This window comes from Sphingobacterium humi (genome assembly GCF_009768885.1).
Taxonomy (GTDB): Bacteria; Bacteroidota; Bacteroidia; order Sphingobacteriales; family Sphingobacteriaceae; genus Sphingobacterium; species Sphingobacterium humi.
Genome location: NZ_WSQA01000015.1, coordinates 113,483 through 131,599 on the forward strand (window position 1 = coordinate 113,483; position 18,117 = coordinate 131,599).

An 18,117-nucleotide genomic window follows, 5' to 3' on the forward strand; every position below is an offset into this window, starting at 1 on the left:
AACAATTTGGAGACATTACCACCTAGTATATTCTGTCTTTGTTATATGTAGCCCAAAACTTATATTCTCCATTTGCATCTTTCCTATACACGTCATAAATGTAAGTATTTACATCTTTCCTTATAGAGTCTCCTATCATTATCTTATCACCTACAGGAGGAAGAAAGTAAACCTTCAAACCATTCTCAAGATGGAATTCAACTGACCTTCCCTGATAAATGTTTGATTTTATAATCAGGCTTGCAAATGATTGTTCATAAAAAGATTTCTTGTTCTTACTTCCCCTAATCGAAAGAACTATGTGAGTGCCAAAAAACAATATCACTACTAGTAAACCCAATAAGATTTTTATTGCTAAAGGTGGTTTAAATTCATAAGGCATAATCTATCTATTTATTTATTTTTCCATTGCAAAAACGGCCCATAAGTTGGTGTAATTTGGCGTTGATATTCTAATGAGAATCCCACCCCAACTCCAATACCTACATTCTTATTGATAAACTTATAATCATCGTCAGTGTTTGAATATGATACACCAAAAGAAATTCCTGCCAACGCTTTTACACTTATATTAACAGCATGATTTACGCCTAACAGCATACTGGCCTGTATATCTCTGGGATTACCTGTATAGTATCCGGTACTGAAGTTTATGCTACCTTCAGCCTTAGCTGTAATACCTGCCGTAAAATTGTAGGAAGGTGTTATATACACTCCGGGATCCTTACCTCGTGTAAGAATCGTAATATTTGTTGGATGTACTCCTCCTCCTCCACCGTATGCAAAATCTGCTCCAATTGAAAAAGAAATCTTATCTGGAACCATTGCCCTGGCAAGAGTGCTGTTCCATGCACTTTCTAAGAAACTTTCTCCTTGTGAGGACGGATATTCCATTAATTTTTCATCCGAAGAAAAGTTATATGGAATAAATTCATTGGTTTGGTATCCAATGTTTGATACTTTTAGGTTACCATCTTTTATAGTGGTTTTGTTCGGGTCAGGGAGATAAATATTCCTTATGTATTCTCCCCGAATAGAGTCAGGAGGTAACTCCTCTATAGGAACGAATTTTGTTTCACTCTGTATTTCAATAAGTATGTTGTTATGGTCGTAAGTGTTTATAACAGTTGTGTATGCTACTGCTTCTCCCTCTATAAGAGATTTTGGTGGATCTTTTTCCTCCGGCTGCATCCCACTTTTATCCGTCCATTTTACAGGATTACAGAACCCATAATTGTAAGGCGACCATGTGGGCATGTCACCTTGCAGCATATCAACTGCGCTCCACCTTGCGAGCCAGGGGATATAGTAACGCCTGCCCATACTGTATAAGCCGGATTCCTCGTCCCTTTCTGAATTACAATATCTGAACTTCTTTAGCGATACTTCGGCTAAAGAACGTCCACTTTGAAATGAAGTACTACCGTAAGAAAAATACTCCTCGTAGCTTATGATCGCTCCTGCACCGTCTAACTCTAAAGTAGCTGTGCCTAAATGATTAGAGTATTGGTAACGCAATAACTGCGCAGGCTCTGCACCTGTTCCGGTAGTACGTGTGTCTATTAACGCTATTCTGCCTGTATCATCACTGATGTGTAAGGTTTCTCTTTCAAGCGTTAAAGTACTGCTTACAGACTTGCTGTACACCTCCCATTCACCGATATATTTTCTTACTTCGGTGATATTACTGTTGGTATCAACAATGGTTTTTTTTACTCTTTGCCCTGCATTATCATACTGGTAATAAGCCGTTCGGTTGGCATCTATCTCTACTTTTTCCAAACGGTTTTCAGCGTTATACGTTAAGCTCTGTAAGTGGATAAAACCACTGACAATGTTTCCCCTGTTATCGTAAGTGTACGTTTCGGGTGTACCGCTTGTGCCTATTTTTGTGCTTTGTAATCTGTTGCTGTTGTTGGCTGTGGTATAATACCTTGTCCAGTTGCCTGTACCGCCTGCTACGGTATGCTGCATCGTTATAAAGTTACCCACCTCATCATATTCGTAATGTTGTGTGTACCTGCGCATTTTAGCCGTATCTGTACTGGCTATTGGTACTGGCGTAATACCAACTCTGCCATTGTCGTTATAGTTCGGTGCAGTATTATTACCCGCATGCTCTCTGCCTTCAACCTGTATCAGCCTGTATAAGGCATCATAGGTATAATCGTTTTTGGCATCGGCTACGCTGCCGTCAAAGTAAACGGTCTGCTGTGCTAAATCTTTTTGTAAAGTCACATTACCAACCGGATCGTACCAATAACGAAGGTCTTGTAACTCTTTGCTGTCGCTGTGTCGTGTGGTTCGTATCCGCCGTACCCTGAATGTAAATTCATCGTATTCGTAAGATGTGGTAGTCCCATTCTCATGCTGTACTTTGGTGCGCTGTCCTTTCGTATCGTACTCAATATTGTTGACAATCTCCGTATCTAAGCTGTGTACATTTTCTACCTCAACGGTTTTCAGTAAACCGCCTTTATCGTAGGTATATTTTGTTTCTCCGTCATCTGGCGTGGTCAGCTTTACCGGTCTGTTGAGGGTATCGTATTCCGTAGCCGTATCATAGGTTTCCGTTTCTAAATTTACACTGCCTATGCTTGTCCAGTCGGGGTGCTGTGTAGCATCTTCGGTATAGGTACGCTTTTGTATTAAAGGATTTCCTTTAAAATCATAGTCCGGTGTTTCTGCAACTCCCGCGCCATCGTAGATTTTATAGACTTGTCCTCTTAAATTTTTTGCTTTATCATTGGTTTGTCCTTCGCCATAGACATAGACTTCCAATAATCTGGTAACATTTGGAATAATAGGTTGTCTGTATGGAATATTATAGAACCGTATCACTATGAGAAAAGTATCAGCTAAAGAAATACAACCGTAAACAAGCTACTAATATAGTAAGACTCTTACTAAAACATATCGTTCGCCTGTTTAATCTTTTTAAACGGGTTCGCAGCGTTAAGTTCATTCTTTCAATATGGTTGGTACCATATATAGATATACGATGAATGCTTTTATCAATAAGGTATTGGTAATTCTGTAGCTTATCTGTATAAATTCTTTTCGCACCTGAAAGCTCCAGTGTTTTGATAACAGTTTTCAGTGTTTTATTTGTTCTGCTGCCTGCATTAAAGCTTACTACCTGCCTTATTTCTCGTCCTAAAGCATAGACAATCCACACTGGCGTGTTTTTATTTTTCAGATACGTTCTTATTTCATCTACTTCGTAGGTTTTGCCTTTAGGAATAACCGGAAGACTTGTGCTATTCGCTATTATCAGTATTCTTTTGATAAGCGTAGTTGTGGATATTTCCAAAACCCTTGCAATACTTCTGATACCCAAACCCTCTTTGATTAAAGTAACAATTTGCCGGTTGAGGGTTGGATTGTATGCCGTATAGGTATAAAAAAACACTTGTGTTCTTCCGCAACTTTTACATTTATACCTCTGTTTGCCGGATTTGGAAAATCCATGTTTAATTAATTTTTTATTACAATAACTACAGATTTTCTCCCCACCCACACATCTGATACATGATGCTACAGCTTGTTCCATATAATGCCGATTTTTGGTATAAAAATAAAGAGAGTGGATAGTTATATCCACTCTCTTTTAAAACCATCATTTTAAAAAATTAATTGAAATTCAATAAGTTATAATTAAAAAAGTACGACACCCACACATCTGAAACATTACCCACTATCCAAATATACCATCTCCATTTTTGTACATAGCTGCAAACATTGCTAATAAAATACTAACGATATAAGTGATTATTAATGGTATTGCAGGATGTATACTTTTTCCTTTCTTTTTCTCCTTTGCCTTATATTTTACAATAATTTTTCTCCAGCGATTCTTATAAGAATAAGATAGCCATATTGATATCATAATTATGCTTCCCGTGATATATTTATAATGATTTATTTTAGAGATAAAATCTCCAAATTTTATTTTTTCCTTACTAAGTCCTTCTATAATAAATAGAATTGTCGCAAAATTCATTATAAAACAGGCGCCAATTATCATAATCGCAAATAGTGTTGGCGTATCTTCCCAATTCTTTGACTTCTTTGCCAACTGATAGCCTTTATAAAACAAATAATCGTATATCATAGTTACCAACTTTCAATCCAGTTATAAAATTTATCGCCCAACCTGAAAATAATCAAGAAATAACTTTTACACATTATTCAATTATTTCTATTCTTATTCCAAGATTTACCATTTTGTTTATCAATCTTCTTTTTTCAAACCCTATCCAATTAACAGTTACTGAATTTATGCTACATCCTTCTTTATCTAGAATCTCTATTTCTGTCATACTGTAAGTAGCCCCAAACACTTTCTTAAATTTAACTACTGATATTTCTGAAATATCTATTCTATTTCTACCTAAAAACCATATTGGCTTCCATATGGTTATTTGATTTATGCTTATTTTTATTACTCTAAAGAAAACAAGAAATATCATCAAAAAAAAGATAACAATTATTATAGACGTAATCGAATACAAACTACTGTTGTTATATACATTTAATACGTAGCACATAACGGATAATAATAATCCATTACGTATAGCTGAAATAAACCCTATGATCATTTCTTTTCTGTCGTTTTTTTGAAATTATAATAATCTATTCCCCTAAAACCCCAATTCATATAACCAAATGGATTTTTTAAAATGACATCAACTGCATCAACATAAGGAGCAGTACGATTCAAATCATTATTATTGATATTCAATAAATTATATGTACCTACACCTAAGCTAACACCATCCCATAACCATAGGTATGTTTGGGTATATGTTGCTGTTCCTGAAAGCGACATATTGAAAAGTCTAGTTGTTGTTAGGGCGTATCCACCTCCTGTAAAGACCGTAGCCAGCGTACTTCCAACAAATTTTATTGTTGGCCATCCTTTATTAGTGAAGCCGTCTGCACCTTCCCATGAAGATTCCCGCCCTGCAAGGTTTCCTATCCAATTCTCTCGCATCACATCATCAATCCATGCATCACCACTACGTAGCACATGAGCTATTCCATCATACCAATGTCCTTCTCCCTGAGATTGTAGTCCCAAAACATTCGTACCGCTGGATAATATAAGTTTATTGTTGATGTATTCATTTTGCTGTCTGGGAGAAATACCTATATGTATCCGCAGATTGTCAATGACAGGATTGTGTTTTTCTAAAGAAAAACTGAGCATAGTATCAATTTCGTCTGCTTTGCTTGCAGATGCGTTATTCTGATTACTCCCGAGCGTATATTCATTAAATGTATATTGCAAACGTCCATCTTGGTCCGTCAGTAAAAACTTTCCATTGTTTGCCTGCGGCGGATCATCGGGCTGCATCCCACTAGTATCCGTCCACTTAACTGGATTACAAAACCCATAATTATAGCTGCTCCAAGTGGGCATTTCACTTTGCAGCATATCTACTGCGCTCCACCTCGCCAGCCAAGGGATATAGTAACGTCTGCCCATGCTGTACAAACCACTTTCTTCGTCACGTTCCATTTGAACGAAACGGTAGCGTTTTGCAACCGCATTAATGCTTGTATTCATTGCCTGGTAGCTTGTAGTACCATAAGGATGGTACTCCTCATAGCTGATTACTTCCGCATCACCATCTAATTCTAAGCTGGCAGATTGCAAGTGATTAGAATAGATATACCTTTCCAAAGATGCCGGGCTTGGGTCAGTGCCTACGGTACGTTCTTCCAGCATGGCTATACGTCCGGTATCATCGCTTACGTGTACGGTAGTGCGTTCTAAATCTATCGCTCCCAGGCTGTCGTATTTGCGGTATATTTCATAGTTACCTAAATAAATCCGTTCTTCTTTAACAGTGCCTTTGTCTGTAAATTTTCTTATCCTTTGTCCACTACTATATTGATAATGCGTAGGCTCACTTGCTTTTGTTATACTGCTTAGCTCGTTATTTATATTCCATGCCATGCTGCCTAAATGCGGCATGGTGAGCATGTTACCCCTGCTGTCATGCGTATAACTGTAAGTGTTTACACCAACAGTTGTACTTAGTAAACGGTTACTTGCGGTATCAACATTGTATGTTCTTGTATAACTTCCCGCTGTAGCTACATGCTGCAATTCAAGTATATTACCCACTTCGTCATACGTATAATGCTGTGTATAGTTCTGTACGGCATTACCATTGCCTTTGTGAGACGTCTGCCACGCGCTGTCGTTCCAGTTGTCTGATGCGCTAAAGGTAGCCGTACCAATTAATTCTCTGCCTCGGGCTTCTATTAAGCGGTACAATGCATCGTACGTAAATTTTTGTGTAGGGCTTACCACACTGTTATTAAAGAACAACGTCTGTTGCGCATCGTCCTGTATTTGTGTGATGTTACCTACCGGGTCGTACCAGTAATGCAGGTCCTGTAATACTTCGTTGTAATGCGGGCTGAGACTATCGACATTAACGGTTAATAATCGCCTTAGCCTGAACGTTTCAGGGTCATACGTATAGCTTGTCTTCGTGCCGTTGCCGTACCAGATCGCTTGTCGTTGCCCTTTGGCATCGTAATGTATGTCCTGTACATAAATAGTACTGTTTAGCTCTACACTTTTTAATAAGCCTCTTTTATCATAGGTATAAGCCTGCACATTACCGCCTGCATCAGTTGTTGTTACAGGTCTGTTCAGCGCATCGTAAGTCAAAGAACTTGTAAACACTTCCGTACTTAATGCAGGCGGTGTACCGCTCCAGTCGGCATCGGTAAGGGTAGCATTATCCAGTAACTGTTGCTGCGTTTCTAAAGGATTGCCTTTAAAGTCATACTCGTTGGTTTGCTGCATACTGCTGCCGTCAATTTAATTTAATAATTTGATTACTGTCAATTATTATCATCTTGTTAAAATCAACGACTCGCTGACCATTATATGGGATACCATATTTCTCATAATCTGACTTTTGAAGAAGTAAAGTGGCATTACTAAAATCAGTACTGTCATATATCATAGGCCATTCATACTGAGATAGAAAATTAAAATATTGAAAGGCTCTCCTTGAACCTGGTGAATAATCATTTTCATATTGTTTATCAAGAATAAAGTATTTAAAGGTAAAAGAGCCAGAACTTCTTCCGGGCATCATAACATCAGTTATTTTACCTACCGAGTAGAGAAAGTTCTTTCTTAGATTCTTTTCCTTTTCTTTACTATCAAAATCATATTTAATAAATACAACAATCAATACGATGAATCCTATCAATGTAGGTATTCCATTTTTAAAAGATTTTATACTTGAAGGATTTAGCTTCATTATTATTTTCTTTGGTCTATAATCATTTTCTGTATGGTATTAGAGGTTGCTGATTGCCATGTTCCCATTATTGTATTGCCAAATCGTAGGGAATTTAAAGCACCTTGCCTACCTAAAATAAGTAAGTCACGCTTTATGCCTATTGAATTTTGTGTTCCTCCACTTGTACTAATTGCAATATTCAAGCCTTTAAAAGTTAAACCAACTCCTAGAGCAATACCAATATTTGCGGAAAATTCAACATCTGACATATCTCCCAGTATATAAGATTGCTTAAATCCATCATTATAAGTATATGCAAATCCTTGCCCAATGGATTCTGATGCCACAGGATTCATAAGTATCCCTGATGCTAAACCAGATGTAATATTAATCTTTCCTATATCAAAGCCATTAGTTAGATATTGTCCACCAGCATCTGTTAAAGAGGAAAGACCTCTCATTGTAAAATTAAATCCTGTACCTATACCGCCAAAAGGTAAAGTAAGTGAAGTCGTAAAACCAACTTGTGTTACTCTAATAAACTGTTCAGTCGCTTTCATCCTGATTGCTTGTATCTCTTTATCATTCCAAAAGGAAACCCAACCAGAGTCTTTATTCCCAGTACTTTTAACTAAATCATAATCGTAGTAATAATATTCAAAACCTTCCATACTATCTAATGGTACAGCACCAATCCAATAATCCCGTGATTCTCCTTTTGCATTGGTTCCCTGAGATAAAAACATAAACCCTTCGGTACCATTTTCGAAAAATTTTAGACTATCCTCACCTTTATAGTCAATCTTGTTCTCTTGTAGCTGCTGAGGCGATTCTCGTGGTTTTTTGTCATCCTCCGGCTGCATCCCTGTAGTATCCGTCCATTTCACTGGATTACAGAATCCATAGTTGTAAGGCGACCACATCGGCATTTCGCTTTGCAGCATATCCACTGCCGTCCAACTTGCCAGCCAAGGTATGTAGTAACGTCTGCCCATACTGTATAAACCTGATTCTTCATCTCTTTCGCATGAGCAGTACTTAAAGCGTTTGAGTGATACTTCGGCTAAACTTCTGCCACTTTGAAAGCTCGTGCTACCGTAAGAAAAATACTCCTCATAACTTATGATTGCTCCTGCATCATCTAACTCTAAGGTAGCTGTACCCAAATGATTGGAGTATTGGTAACGTAATAACTGCGCGGGTTCTGCGCCTGTTCCGGTAGTGCGTGTATCTATTAAGGCTATACGCCCTGTATCATCACTGATGTGTAAGGTTTCTCTTTCAATCGTCAGTGTACTGCTTACAGACTTGCTATATACCTCCCATTCACCGATATATTTTCTTACTTCGGTGATATTGCTGTTGGTATCAACAATGGTTTTACGTACTCTTTGCCCTGCATTGTCATACTGGTAATAAGCTGTCCGGTTGCTGTCTATAATGACTTTTTCCAAACGGTTTTCGGCATTAAAGGTTAAGCTTTGCAGGTGTATAAATCCACCTGTTATATTCCCCCTGTTATCGTAAGCATAGCTTTCAGGCGTACCGCTACCCACTACCGTACTCATCAGCCTGTTGCTGTTATTGGCTGTGGTATAATACCTTGTCCAGTTGCCAGTACCGCCAATCACGGTATGCTGCATCGTTATAAAGTTGCCAACCTCATCATATTCGTAATGTTGTGTGTACCGCCTCATTTTAGCCGTATCTGCACTGGCTATTGGTACTGGCGTAATACCAATTCTGCCATTATCGTTATAGTTCGGTGCGGTATTATTACCCGCATGTTCTCTGCCTTCTGCCTGTATCAGTCTGTACAGCGCGTCATAGGTATAATCGTTTTTGGCATCGGCTACGCTGCCGTCAAAGTAAACGGTCTGCTGTGCTAAATCTTTTTGAAGCGTAACATTTCCTATAGGGTCATACCAGTATCTTAAATCCTGTAACTCTTTGCTGTCGCTGTGTCTGGTGGTTCGTATGCGTTTAACTCTAAACGTATATTCATCGTATTCATAAGTCGTCGTTGTTCCATTCCCGTACTGTACTTTGGTGCGTTGCCCTTTGGCATCATACTCAATATTGTTGACAATTTCTGTATCTAAGCTGTGTACATTTTCTACCTCAACGGTTTTTAATAAACCGCCTTTATCATACGTGTATGTTGTTTCTCCATTATCGGGTGTGGTCAGCTTTACAGGTCTGTTGAGGGCATCGTAAACGGTTGCTGTTTCGTAGGTTGCTGTTTCTAAATTTACACTGCCGATACTTGTCCAGTCGGGGTGCTGTGTAGCATCTTCGGTATAGGTGCGTTTTTGTATCAGCACATTGCCTTTAAAATCATAGTCTGGTGTTTCTGAAACACCCGCACCGTCGAAGATTTTATAGACTTGTCCTCTGATTTCCCTATACTTTGCCATACCTTTTTTAAAACAACAATTTGGAGACATTACCCCTTACCCACTGCTAATGCAAGTAACAGTATGCTTTTTGTTTCAATTTTATATCTTGATTTTCATTCCTTTCAAAAATGTACAAACAGGATGAACCGTATGTTAACCCTTTCGAACAATTAACCTTAATAAGTAAATAATTTTTATATTCTATTATAGGAGATGTTTTTATGTACAAGTTATTCGTGCTTGCCTCTTTAATGATAACTTCATTATTCTTTTTGAATAATGTACATTTCTTTCTTTTCACAATCCTTTGTGTGTCATAATCAAACTGAATAATAAATCTATTTTCTGGCAATGTTATACAATTAGGAATAGTGTTATGCCATATAAATAATTCGGATTTTTTATTACAAATGTTCTCTAATGAATCTAATTCCTCATTAGAGATAATATCGGATAGCTCGTGTTTTCTGTGCTCTAACTGAAATGCAAACAAGCTTCTAAGAGTTTTTTGCGATAAATATATAGAGTCACTTTCGTTTTTATTTTCTGCAATTACAAATTCAATTACTTTATTCTCTAATATTCCACTTTGAGCATAGCTAATCTGTGTAAATATATTAATTTGAAGAATTAATAAACCTGATAAAATTAATCTAATCATAATTTTCTTTTTGAAATTTAGTTACCCCTGCAATCAGCCAATAGTTTGTCTTTTTTTTATTCTTCATGGTTAATTATTTTTTCTGCTGGTCGCTGATTACTCTACCCGTACCCTGCTGACCTATACCTATTGCCGATTGGGTAGAAATGTAAAATATACTCCTTTCAGTAGGTGTATTTAATAACGGTTTTAAGGGTTTCCATGTGGCATCACCTATTATTCCAAACCCAAAACCCACTGTCGCATCAATACCAACATTACCTACCAATTACAGATCCCCTTGAATAGACAACAACTTGCCTCTTATTACAATTCATCCCCATCACATAAAAACTATCGCCACGATACAGTGTATAAGTTATTTCACCATAGAACTTCACTATACTATCACCAACTTGTGGAAGAATAGGAAATGAATGATAGTCAAATATTTTTATAGTCATTTTTGTCTTGTTTGACATTGCAGTCATGGCTCGATCACCATATCTCTCATATAGAGAATCTATTTTTAAGTTACCTATTATTTCACTATTTGTAATAAACACACTCTCTTCACAATCAGTACATGACATAAACAATACTGCAATAAACATTCCTAGTCTAAAATTCATAGTTACTTTGATTGATCATTTTTCTTAGTACCATAATATCCTGTTACATTTATTTTTTGATGTACTCCAAACCCCTTCAATCCAAAACTTATAGAAAATATATTTAACATTCCATTGGGTTTCAAATTACTTCCAATAGATTGGCTATAACTAAAAGCTATGATGCCTATTTGAACACTATTAACTAATGAAGGTCCATTAATATAATCTGTATTGAGAGTACGGTTATAATTATAAAAATCTAAGTTCAGAGAGCCTGATAATCCAGGAGTTGAGACCCCTGAACCAGCCCCTGCTCCAGTAAATACTCCTAAATTCTGATTTCTATCTGTATAAAAACCAACATTTCCTTCTCCAGAGGAAACAATACCACTTGCTCCTCCTGATAAACTTACTCCAAAGCCATCTGATCCCTTTGCAGGCATATATCCCAATTCATGAGCGCGCTCGAAGGCATCGCTGTTTTTTGAATCGTACATCCAGCACGTGTAACAATTTGAATTAGTGCTTGATACCGTCGTTTTTTGTAAAGCCTCTTTATAAGCAGCAATATTATCTAGCATTTCAGGAGTAACCTGAAATGTACCATATTTTGTATTATCAACTGTATTTCCTAATAATTCTTCTACTACACGAGTATTGTATATACCCGGAATTCGTTGTGCGGTAACCACTACTTCACGTAGTGTGTAATCACCAATTTCCTTATCCCAAACAAGTCTAGTTGAGCCGCTTTGTATTGTTTGTGGTGGATCTTTTTCCTCCGGCTGCATCCCTGTACTGTCTTTCCAAACTACAGGATTACAAAATCCATAATTATAGCTGCTCCAAGTGGGCATCTCACTTTGCAGCATATCTACTGCTGTCCATCTTGCAAGCCAACAGATGTACAAGCGTGCACCCATACTGTACAAACCTGATTCTTCGTCTCTTTCGCATGAGCAGTACTTAAAGCGTTTGAGGGATACTTCTGCTAAAGAACGTCCGCTTTGGAAAGAAGTACTTCCATAAGAAAAATACTCCTCATAGCTTATGATTGCTCCTGCATCGTCTAACTCTAAGGTAGCTGTACCCAAATGATTGGAGTATTGGTAACGCAATAACTGTGCGGGTTCTGCGCCTGTTCCGGTAGTGCGTGTGTCTATCAGGGCGATTCTTCCGGTGTCATCACTGATGTGTAATGTTTCTCTTTCTAAAGTTAAAGTAGAGCTTACAGACTTGCTGTACACTTCCCATTCACCTACGTACTTTCTTACTTCAGTGATGTTACTGTTGGTATCAATGATGGTTTTACGTACTCTTTGCCCTGCATTGTCATACTGGTAATACGCCGTTCGGTTGGCATCTATCTCTACTTTCTCCAAACGGTTTTCAGCATTATACGTTAAGCTCTGTAAGTGGATAAAACCACTGACAATGTTTCCCCTGTTATCGTAAGTGTACGTTTCGGGTGTACCGCTTGTGCCTATTTTTGTGCTTTGTAATCTGTTGCTGTTGTTGGCTGTGGTATAATACCTTGTCCAGTTGCCTGTACCGCCTGCTACGGTATGCTGCATCGTTATAAAGTTACCCACCTCATCATACGCATAATGTTGTGTATACCGCCTCATTTTGGCGGTATCTGCGCTGGCTATTGGTACTGGCGTAATACCTCTGCGGCTGTTATCGTTATAATCAGGCGCATTATTATTGCCCGCATGTTCTCTGCCTTCTGCCTGTATCAGTCTGTACAGCGCATCATAGGTATAATCGTTTTTGGCATCGGCTACACTGCCATCAAAGTAAACGGTTTGCTGTGCTAAATCTTTTTGAAGCGTAACATTTCCTACCGGGTCATACCAGTATCTTAAATCCTGTAACTCTTTACTGTCGTTGTGTCTGGTGGTTCGTATCCGCCGTACCCTGAATGTAAATTCATCGTATTCGTAAGTCGTCGTTGTACCATTCTCATACTGTACTTTGGTGCGTTGCCCTTTCGCATCGTACTCAATATTGTTTACAATTTCCGTATCTAAGCTGTGTACATTTTCTACCTCAACGGTTTTCAGTAAACCGCCTTTATCGTAGGTATATTTTGTTTCTCCGTCATCTGGCGTGGTCAGCTTTACCGGTCTGTTGAGGGCATCGTATTCCGTAGCCGTATCATAGGTTTCCGTTTCTAAATTTACACTGCCTATGCTTGTCCAGTCGGGGTGCTGTGTAGCATCTTCGGTATAGGTACGCTTTTGTATTAAAGGATTTCCTTTAAAATCATAGTCCGGTGTTTCTGCAACTCCCGCGCCATCGTAGATTTTATAGACTTGTCCTCTTAAATTTTTTGCTTTATCATTGGTTTGTCCTTCGCCATAGACATAGACTTCCGGCACTTTTGTAACGCTGCTATGCGTGACTTTGCGCTGCAATGGGCGTCTTAATTCATCATACACCATTTCGGTCAGCCGGTCGTCGGTATCCCATGCGTACAGTGGTTGCCCTGCGGCATCCGGTAAGGTGCGCTGCGTACCGCTGTCGGTGCTGACCTGCTTGCAGGGTGCTTGCAGCATGTTGTAAGCGTATGCCAAAGGTGTTAAGCCTCGGCCGTCGGTTACCGATAGGCGGTTGCCCTGTATGTCTAATACTTCATGACTGTGGATGGCTTCGAGAACTGTAACTTCGAGAACCTCAGTTACCCTTAAAATCTGTATGGTATAAAATCCTCTGGCTAGGGTATCGGTATGGATGATGGTGGGCGTATCCGCATGTGCTGCGGCTTTCTCAGCCGCATCTTTTTCTTCAGTCCCCATACCGCCGCCAATGCGTGCGGCATACCAGTCACTGTCTAATACCGTATCGTTGTTATCCCAGACGATTTGCTCCCATGCCGTCCATTCAGTTTTGGTAAAGCTGCCATCGGGCAGGTCGGTTCTGTACACCCTGTCTAGCGGGTCGTAATAGAGCTGAGGGCTTACGCCGTCGGCTGATGCCTGTTCAGCGGTGTCGCACTGATGTGTACTGCTGAAATACGGCTCGTACTGCATCACAGGGTTGCCCTTGTTGTTGTAAATCGTTCTGCCTGTGCCGATCCACGGCTTGTTGCCGTTGGAGGCTGTGGTTTCACAACGGTTCTTTTGCATGATCTCCCTGCCAAAGCCGTCGGTATAGGTCAACTGTAAAAGACACTCGTCATTGGTAACAGGCGTTTGTGAAGGATAAAAATGTTCCGGTCTGCCAATCATCGCCACATGGACGGGCAGGCTGTCCAGCTTGTAAACGCAGCGCCATGAGGCACCCTTGATCAGCCCCGCTGCATTGGTCAGCGGACTTGTCCAGAAGGCGTCCTGCAAAGCCGCATCAGCGGTATCATCGGGCGATAAGCCGTCGAGACTGTCGCCTTCGGGGCTGAGGGGATTGTCCTTGCCTTTTACCGCCATAGCCACCGGCAAGCCCAAAGCATCGTACAGCATTTGGGTCACATTATCGTTGGCATCTTTCATCACCAAAGGCTGTAAGGTATGCCAGTCGTAAACCGTTACCGAGACAACATTGCCTTTGGCATCGGTCACGCTTTGAGGCAGCAGCCAATAGCTGTTGGCATCAAAGGTGATGACCGTATTATTGTCCCAGGGATCGGTATAAATATGAGGGGTATAAAAATGGTCTTCGGGGTCTTCGTACTGCGCCCTTCCTGAGGGTAGCCAGTACTGATTGCCGTCTTGGATATAGCCGCCGTTTTCGAGCATGGCAGTATTCACCCTTGTGCCATAGCACTGGGTAAGGATATCCGGTGTAAAGGCGAGGGTATAGCTTTCGTAAGGCAGGGCAAGGCTTTCAATCAGACCTTCTGCCATAACTGTAGCCGCATCGTTCTCTAAGAACAATGCTTTTGTATGACGCAATAACCTTTTTTCACCGGCACCGGGCGTGGCGCTGAAATCCACCTCAGCCGCGCTGTCCATTTCTGCCAGCAGCTCAGCTACGGTATAAAGCGCATTCAGCGGATTGGCCTCGGGGTTCAGCTCCCAGCTTTTTTCCCTGTAGGGAACTCTTAGTCTGTAATACCTGTAATGGGTATCATCAATGGCATCATTGGTAAAGAAATGTTGGGTGCAGGTGATGTGTGTTTTGGCCTGTGCGGTTTTGACAGGGTTGGGCAGAGAGGGATCAATATGCGCCGCTTTTCTGCGGTAAGCCACCTGCGCTTTTTTCAGCACATGGCCATATTCGTCGGTTTCCAGTACCAGCTCGTGCGCCACGCGGGGGTCCTCATCATTCCTTTCGCAACTGAACACCACGCTTTGCTCCTGTAAGGTCATAAACACGGCAAAGGGCGGTAAGCCTCCGGCTTCTTTTCTTTTACCTTTGGGTAAGCCTTGCAGCTTTAAGACCTTATAGGCCGTAGCGGTGACGCTGTAGGGTATGGCGGCCTTGTCCGTACCGTCGGGCGCATACACCTCTTGCCTGAGCATGCTTCCTTTAAGGGCGCGCAGGGCTTCCCGGTGTTCCTGCCAGTCTGTAGTAAGGGGCAAGGCTGCCACTTCTGCAAAGTCGTCCCAGCCTTCAAACGGATAATAATCTTCCTTATAACGGTTGACCAGGATATCGCCGTCGAGCCATGCCCCGGTATGGTACCAGGTTTTTGTCAGCACAGGCGGCTGGTCTAAGTTGCCGCCATTAATGACAGCCATGTCCGTATCCAGGGTTTCCACATAGCCAAAACCCCTGAACTCCCGCTCGGGGCGGTCGTAATAGCCGTGTCTGTATTTATAGGTTTGTGTATAAGCTGTTTCGCTGATGGTATCCTGTGTGGTGATTTTGCTTACGCAATGCACAGGAAAGGGCAGTTTGGTAGCCCAGCGGATGCCGTTTTTTTTATCGTCTAAATAATACTTCGTAGAGCTTTTGTAGTCCAACTGCACCGTTTTACCCATACCGTTGCTGTAGTTTTCCAGCAGATACGGCTTTCTGCCACCCATCAGGTCGATGTAGCGGATGGGTGCGGTGGCATGCTGCGGTAAAGGGCTGCTCCACACGATACAGCCTGTGCCGTTGCCCAGAAAGTCGAGCACGGCTATTTTACTGTATTGGTCGGTGGAGGGCAAAGCGCTGATGGCATGGCCATCGCCAAAGCCGTTGCCGGCGTGGTTGAGCCACGCCATGATTTTTCCTGTACCGATATAGATCAGGTCGGCGGTGCCTGTGCCGCTGATGTCGGCCAGTGTGAGGTAAAGGGGATTGTATATGTCTGGTGGTTGAAAGACAGGCGCAGCCTGCATGGTCACTTTTGCACCAAATTGTCCATAACCGAGGTTGGGCCAGTAACAGACTTCTCCGTTTCTGATTCTTACGAGGTCTGTCAGACCGTCACCGCTCATATCAGCCAGAAAAATGCTCTGCACACCACTTCTGAGCAATAGCACAGGGCCTTGCTCCTCATCCCGGTAAACCTTGCTCTTTTCGCCGGTATCATGACCTTTACGGCCTTTGTTGGCGTACCATGTCCATACGGTATCATCTGCAATCAGGGTATCGGGTCGGCCGTCGCCGTCTAAATCCAGACGTAAGGTAAACGGACTGTCCCAATCAATATTGATGTTCTTATCAAAAGGTCTGAATGGCTGCCACTGTCCTTCGGCGGGATATTCTTTGGGTATATTTTTCAGCTCCCAGTAGCCTGTGACGGGGCCGTCCAATACAGCGGCCTGCCTGCTGCCGTCGGCATCCAGGTCTTGCCATTGGAGCCTTTTGGCATGGGGCTTTTGGGCAATGGTGCGGGGTGGGGTAAACTGACCATCCCCGAGGTTGCTCTTGTAATGCCAGGCCTGTGCCTGTTCTGTTAGAATACCGCTGATGCCCTCACCGTCAAAATCCGTCCATTGGTAAGGGTCTGTAAGTCCCTGCGGTGCACCGGTAAAATTTGTCTGTGAAACGGTATGCAGGGTATCGTCCCATTGGAGGGGTATATAGTCCAGCACCAGCGGCGGTAATGCTTTGCTTTGCGCTTCCCACGCTTCGGTAGTCGTATTATACACCCATTTATAGCCGCGTCGTACTGCTTGGGTAATAAGATCGGTTGCCGTTAGGGCTTCTGTAGCTTCATCGTTGCGGTAATGCAGCTCTAAACTGCGCACCACAGTGGTGTTGCCGTTATTGAGATCCGCGAACTTGTGACACATCAGCACCCTGCGGCATTGGCGGTAGGTACGGATGTCAAAGCCCGCCCTGTAATTGGAAAATGCATCTGTTCTGGCCGGCCAAATCTGATCGGGTACGGGTGACAGCTCACTGTGGTCACCGTAATCAAAAACCGATTCAAACAGCCAGTCTGTTACGGGCATATCCGGCACAAAGACATCATCGCCCGCAAAATAAGGGAGGGTATTGCCGTAGCTGACTTTTTTAAGATAGGTATTAGAAAAGCGGGCCGTACCGTTCAGGCGGTTGAACTCAAAGGCTGAAGGGGTTACATTGGCCGTATCTTCCTGGACATAGCTGTACTGCTGCGCATTGCCTTTATGGTCGATGCTTAAAACAGGCAGCCATTGAAAGATGACCGATGGTCTTTGAGGATTGGTAATCCTTGAAGCGGCATCAAGGCCGTACCAGGTGGTAATATTGTCTTTGGTGGTGACGCGCCACCAGGAGCCGCCACTTTTTTTGCTGATGCGTTCGATGCGGGCAAACAGCCCTTCGGTACGCGGGCGGTACCGATGGATGGTGTAGATGCCAGAGGTCACAACATCAGGGTCGCCGTTGGCTTTAAGCTGGGGTACGAGGTCTTCGGCACCTGCCAGTAGGAACACGTCGGACTCCTGAATGTCGATATATTCGGGTAAGCGTTTGTCGGTTTTGCGCTGAATGGTGGGCAGGCTCAGGTCCCAGCCGAGGCCGAACACGCTGTTACCGGCGCCTGAATTATAGCTCAGGGAGAGGGCAGGTGTAAAGCCGCCCCTGCCGGGTGTTAACGGCAAAGGGATTTCGAGGGCAGCTGTACCGTTCACGGCATTCACGCTGAACTTTTCATCAATGCCTTTAAGGGCGCCACCGCCTTTGGGCAAGCTGATTTCAGGCGACTGCGCCTTGTAATAAGGGCTGTCGTCCTGACCACTGCCGCCGCCACTTTGCGCAGATACGCTGTATTGATTTAATGGATGCGGTCTGCCGTTCGTGTTCCTGCCCTCTGACATACGCGT

Annotated in this window: 11 protein-coding genes; all 11 read right to left on the reverse strand. The window is 42.0% G+C overall.

Going from position 1 to position 18,117, the window contains the following annotated elements:
• Positions 1-22 precede the first annotated feature (22 nt).
• Positions 23-382 carry a hypothetical protein gene (locus GQF63_RS19720; protein ID WP_212592631.1) on the reverse strand — a complete coding sequence of 120 codons (360 nt, stop codon included), beginning with the start codon at positions 380-382 and terminating at the stop codon, positions 23-25.
• An 11-nt stretch (positions 383-393) separates the two neighbouring features.
• Positions 394-2,781, reverse strand: a complete 2,388-nt coding sequence (locus GQF63_RS17220; RefSeq protein WP_160370486.1) for an RHS repeat protein — start codon at positions 2,779-2,781, stop codon at positions 394-396.
• 73 nt (positions 2,782-2,854) lie between these two features.
• Entirely contained in the window at positions 2,855-3,553 is a 699-nt protein-coding gene (locus tag GQF63_RS17225) for an IS1 family transposase (protein ID WP_160370487.1), read from the reverse strand.
• Positions 3,554-3,697: 144 nt separating this feature from the next.
• Complete coding sequence (gene bfi1 / locus GQF63_RS17230; protein ID WP_160370488.1) at positions 3,698-4,114, reverse strand: Bfi1 family immunity protein; 417 nt, start codon at positions 4,112-4,114, stop codon at positions 3,698-3,700.
• Between the two features lie 73 nt (positions 4,115-4,187).
• A complete protein-coding gene (locus GQF63_RS17235; protein ID WP_160370489.1) occupies positions 4,188-4,472 on the reverse strand; it encodes a hypothetical protein in 285 nt (94 codons plus the stop codon).
• A gap of 125 nt (positions 4,473-4,597) precedes the next feature.
• Entirely contained in the window at positions 4,598-6,829 is a 2,232-nt protein-coding gene (locus GQF63_RS17240; protein WP_160370490.1) for an RHS repeat domain-containing protein, read from the reverse strand.
• A gap of 10 nt (positions 6,830-6,839) precedes the next feature.
• Complete coding sequence (locus GQF63_RS17245; RefSeq protein ID WP_160370491.1) at positions 6,840-7,295, reverse strand: hypothetical protein; 456 nt, start codon at positions 7,293-7,295, stop codon at positions 6,840-6,842.
• Between the two features lie 2 nt (positions 7,296-7,297).
• On the reverse strand, positions 7,298-9,694 hold the full coding sequence (locus GQF63_RS17250) for an RHS repeat domain-containing protein (protein ID WP_160370492.1): 2,397 nt from the start codon (positions 9,692-9,694) through the stop codon (positions 7,298-7,300).
• A 46-nt stretch (positions 9,695-9,740) separates the two neighbouring features.
• Positions 9,741-10,337 carry a hypothetical protein gene (locus GQF63_RS17255; RefSeq protein ID WP_160370493.1) on the reverse strand — a complete coding sequence of 199 codons (597 nt, stop codon included), beginning with the start codon at positions 10,335-10,337 and terminating at the stop codon, positions 9,741-9,743.
• 257 nt (positions 10,338-10,594) lie between these two features.
• Complete coding sequence (locus GQF63_RS17260; RefSeq protein WP_160370494.1) at positions 10,595-10,948, reverse strand: hypothetical protein; 354 nt, start codon at positions 10,946-10,948, stop codon at positions 10,595-10,597.
• Positions 10,949-10,950: 2 nt separating this feature from the next.
• Positions 10,951-18,111: a SpvB/TcaC N-terminal domain-containing protein gene (locus GQF63_RS17265; RefSeq protein WP_160370495.1), complete on the reverse strand. Its 7,161-nt coding sequence runs from the start codon at positions 18,109-18,111 to the stop codon at positions 10,951-10,953.
• Positions 18,112-18,117 lie beyond the last annotated feature (6 nt).

Bases quoted from the DNA above. Each gene is read 5' to 3' on its own strand.
- GQF63_RS19720 (WP_212592631.1), bottom strand. From the start codon at position 382: ATGCCTTATGAATTTAAACCACCTTTAGCAATAAAAATCTTATTGGGT.
- GQF63_RS17265 (WP_160370495.1), bottom strand. From the start codon at position 18,111: ATGTCAGAGGGCAGGAACACGAACGGCAGACCGCATCCATTAAATCAA.
- bfi1 (WP_160370488.1), bottom strand. From the start codon at position 4,114: ATGATATACGATTATTTGTTTTATAAAGGCTATCAGTTGGCAAAGAAG.
- GQF63_RS17260 (WP_160370494.1), bottom strand. From the start codon at position 10,948: ATGAATTTTAGACTAGGAATGTTTATTGCAGTATTGTTTATGTCATGT.
- GQF63_RS17240 (WP_160370490.1), bottom strand. From the start codon at position 6,829: ATGCAGCAAACCAACGAGTATGACTTTAAAGGCAATCCTTTAGAAACG.
- GQF63_RS17245 (WP_160370491.1), bottom strand. From the start codon at position 7,295: ATGAAGCTAAATCCTTCAAGTATAAAATCTTTTAAAAATGGAATACCT.
- GQF63_RS17225 (WP_160370487.1), bottom strand. From the start codon at position 3,553: ATGGAACAAGCTGTAGCATCATGTATCAGATGTGTGGGTGGGGAGAAA.
- GQF63_RS17250 (WP_160370492.1), bottom strand. From the start codon at position 9,694: ATGGCAAAGTATAGGGAAATCAGAGGACAAGTCTATAAAATCTTCGAC.
- GQF63_RS17235 (WP_160370489.1), bottom strand. From the start codon at position 4,472: ATGATATTTCTTGTTTTCTTTAGAGTAATAAAAATAAGCATAAATCAA.
- GQF63_RS17255 (WP_160370493.1), bottom strand. From the start codon at position 10,337: ATGATTAGATTAATTTTATCAGGTTTATTAATTCTTCAAATTAATATA.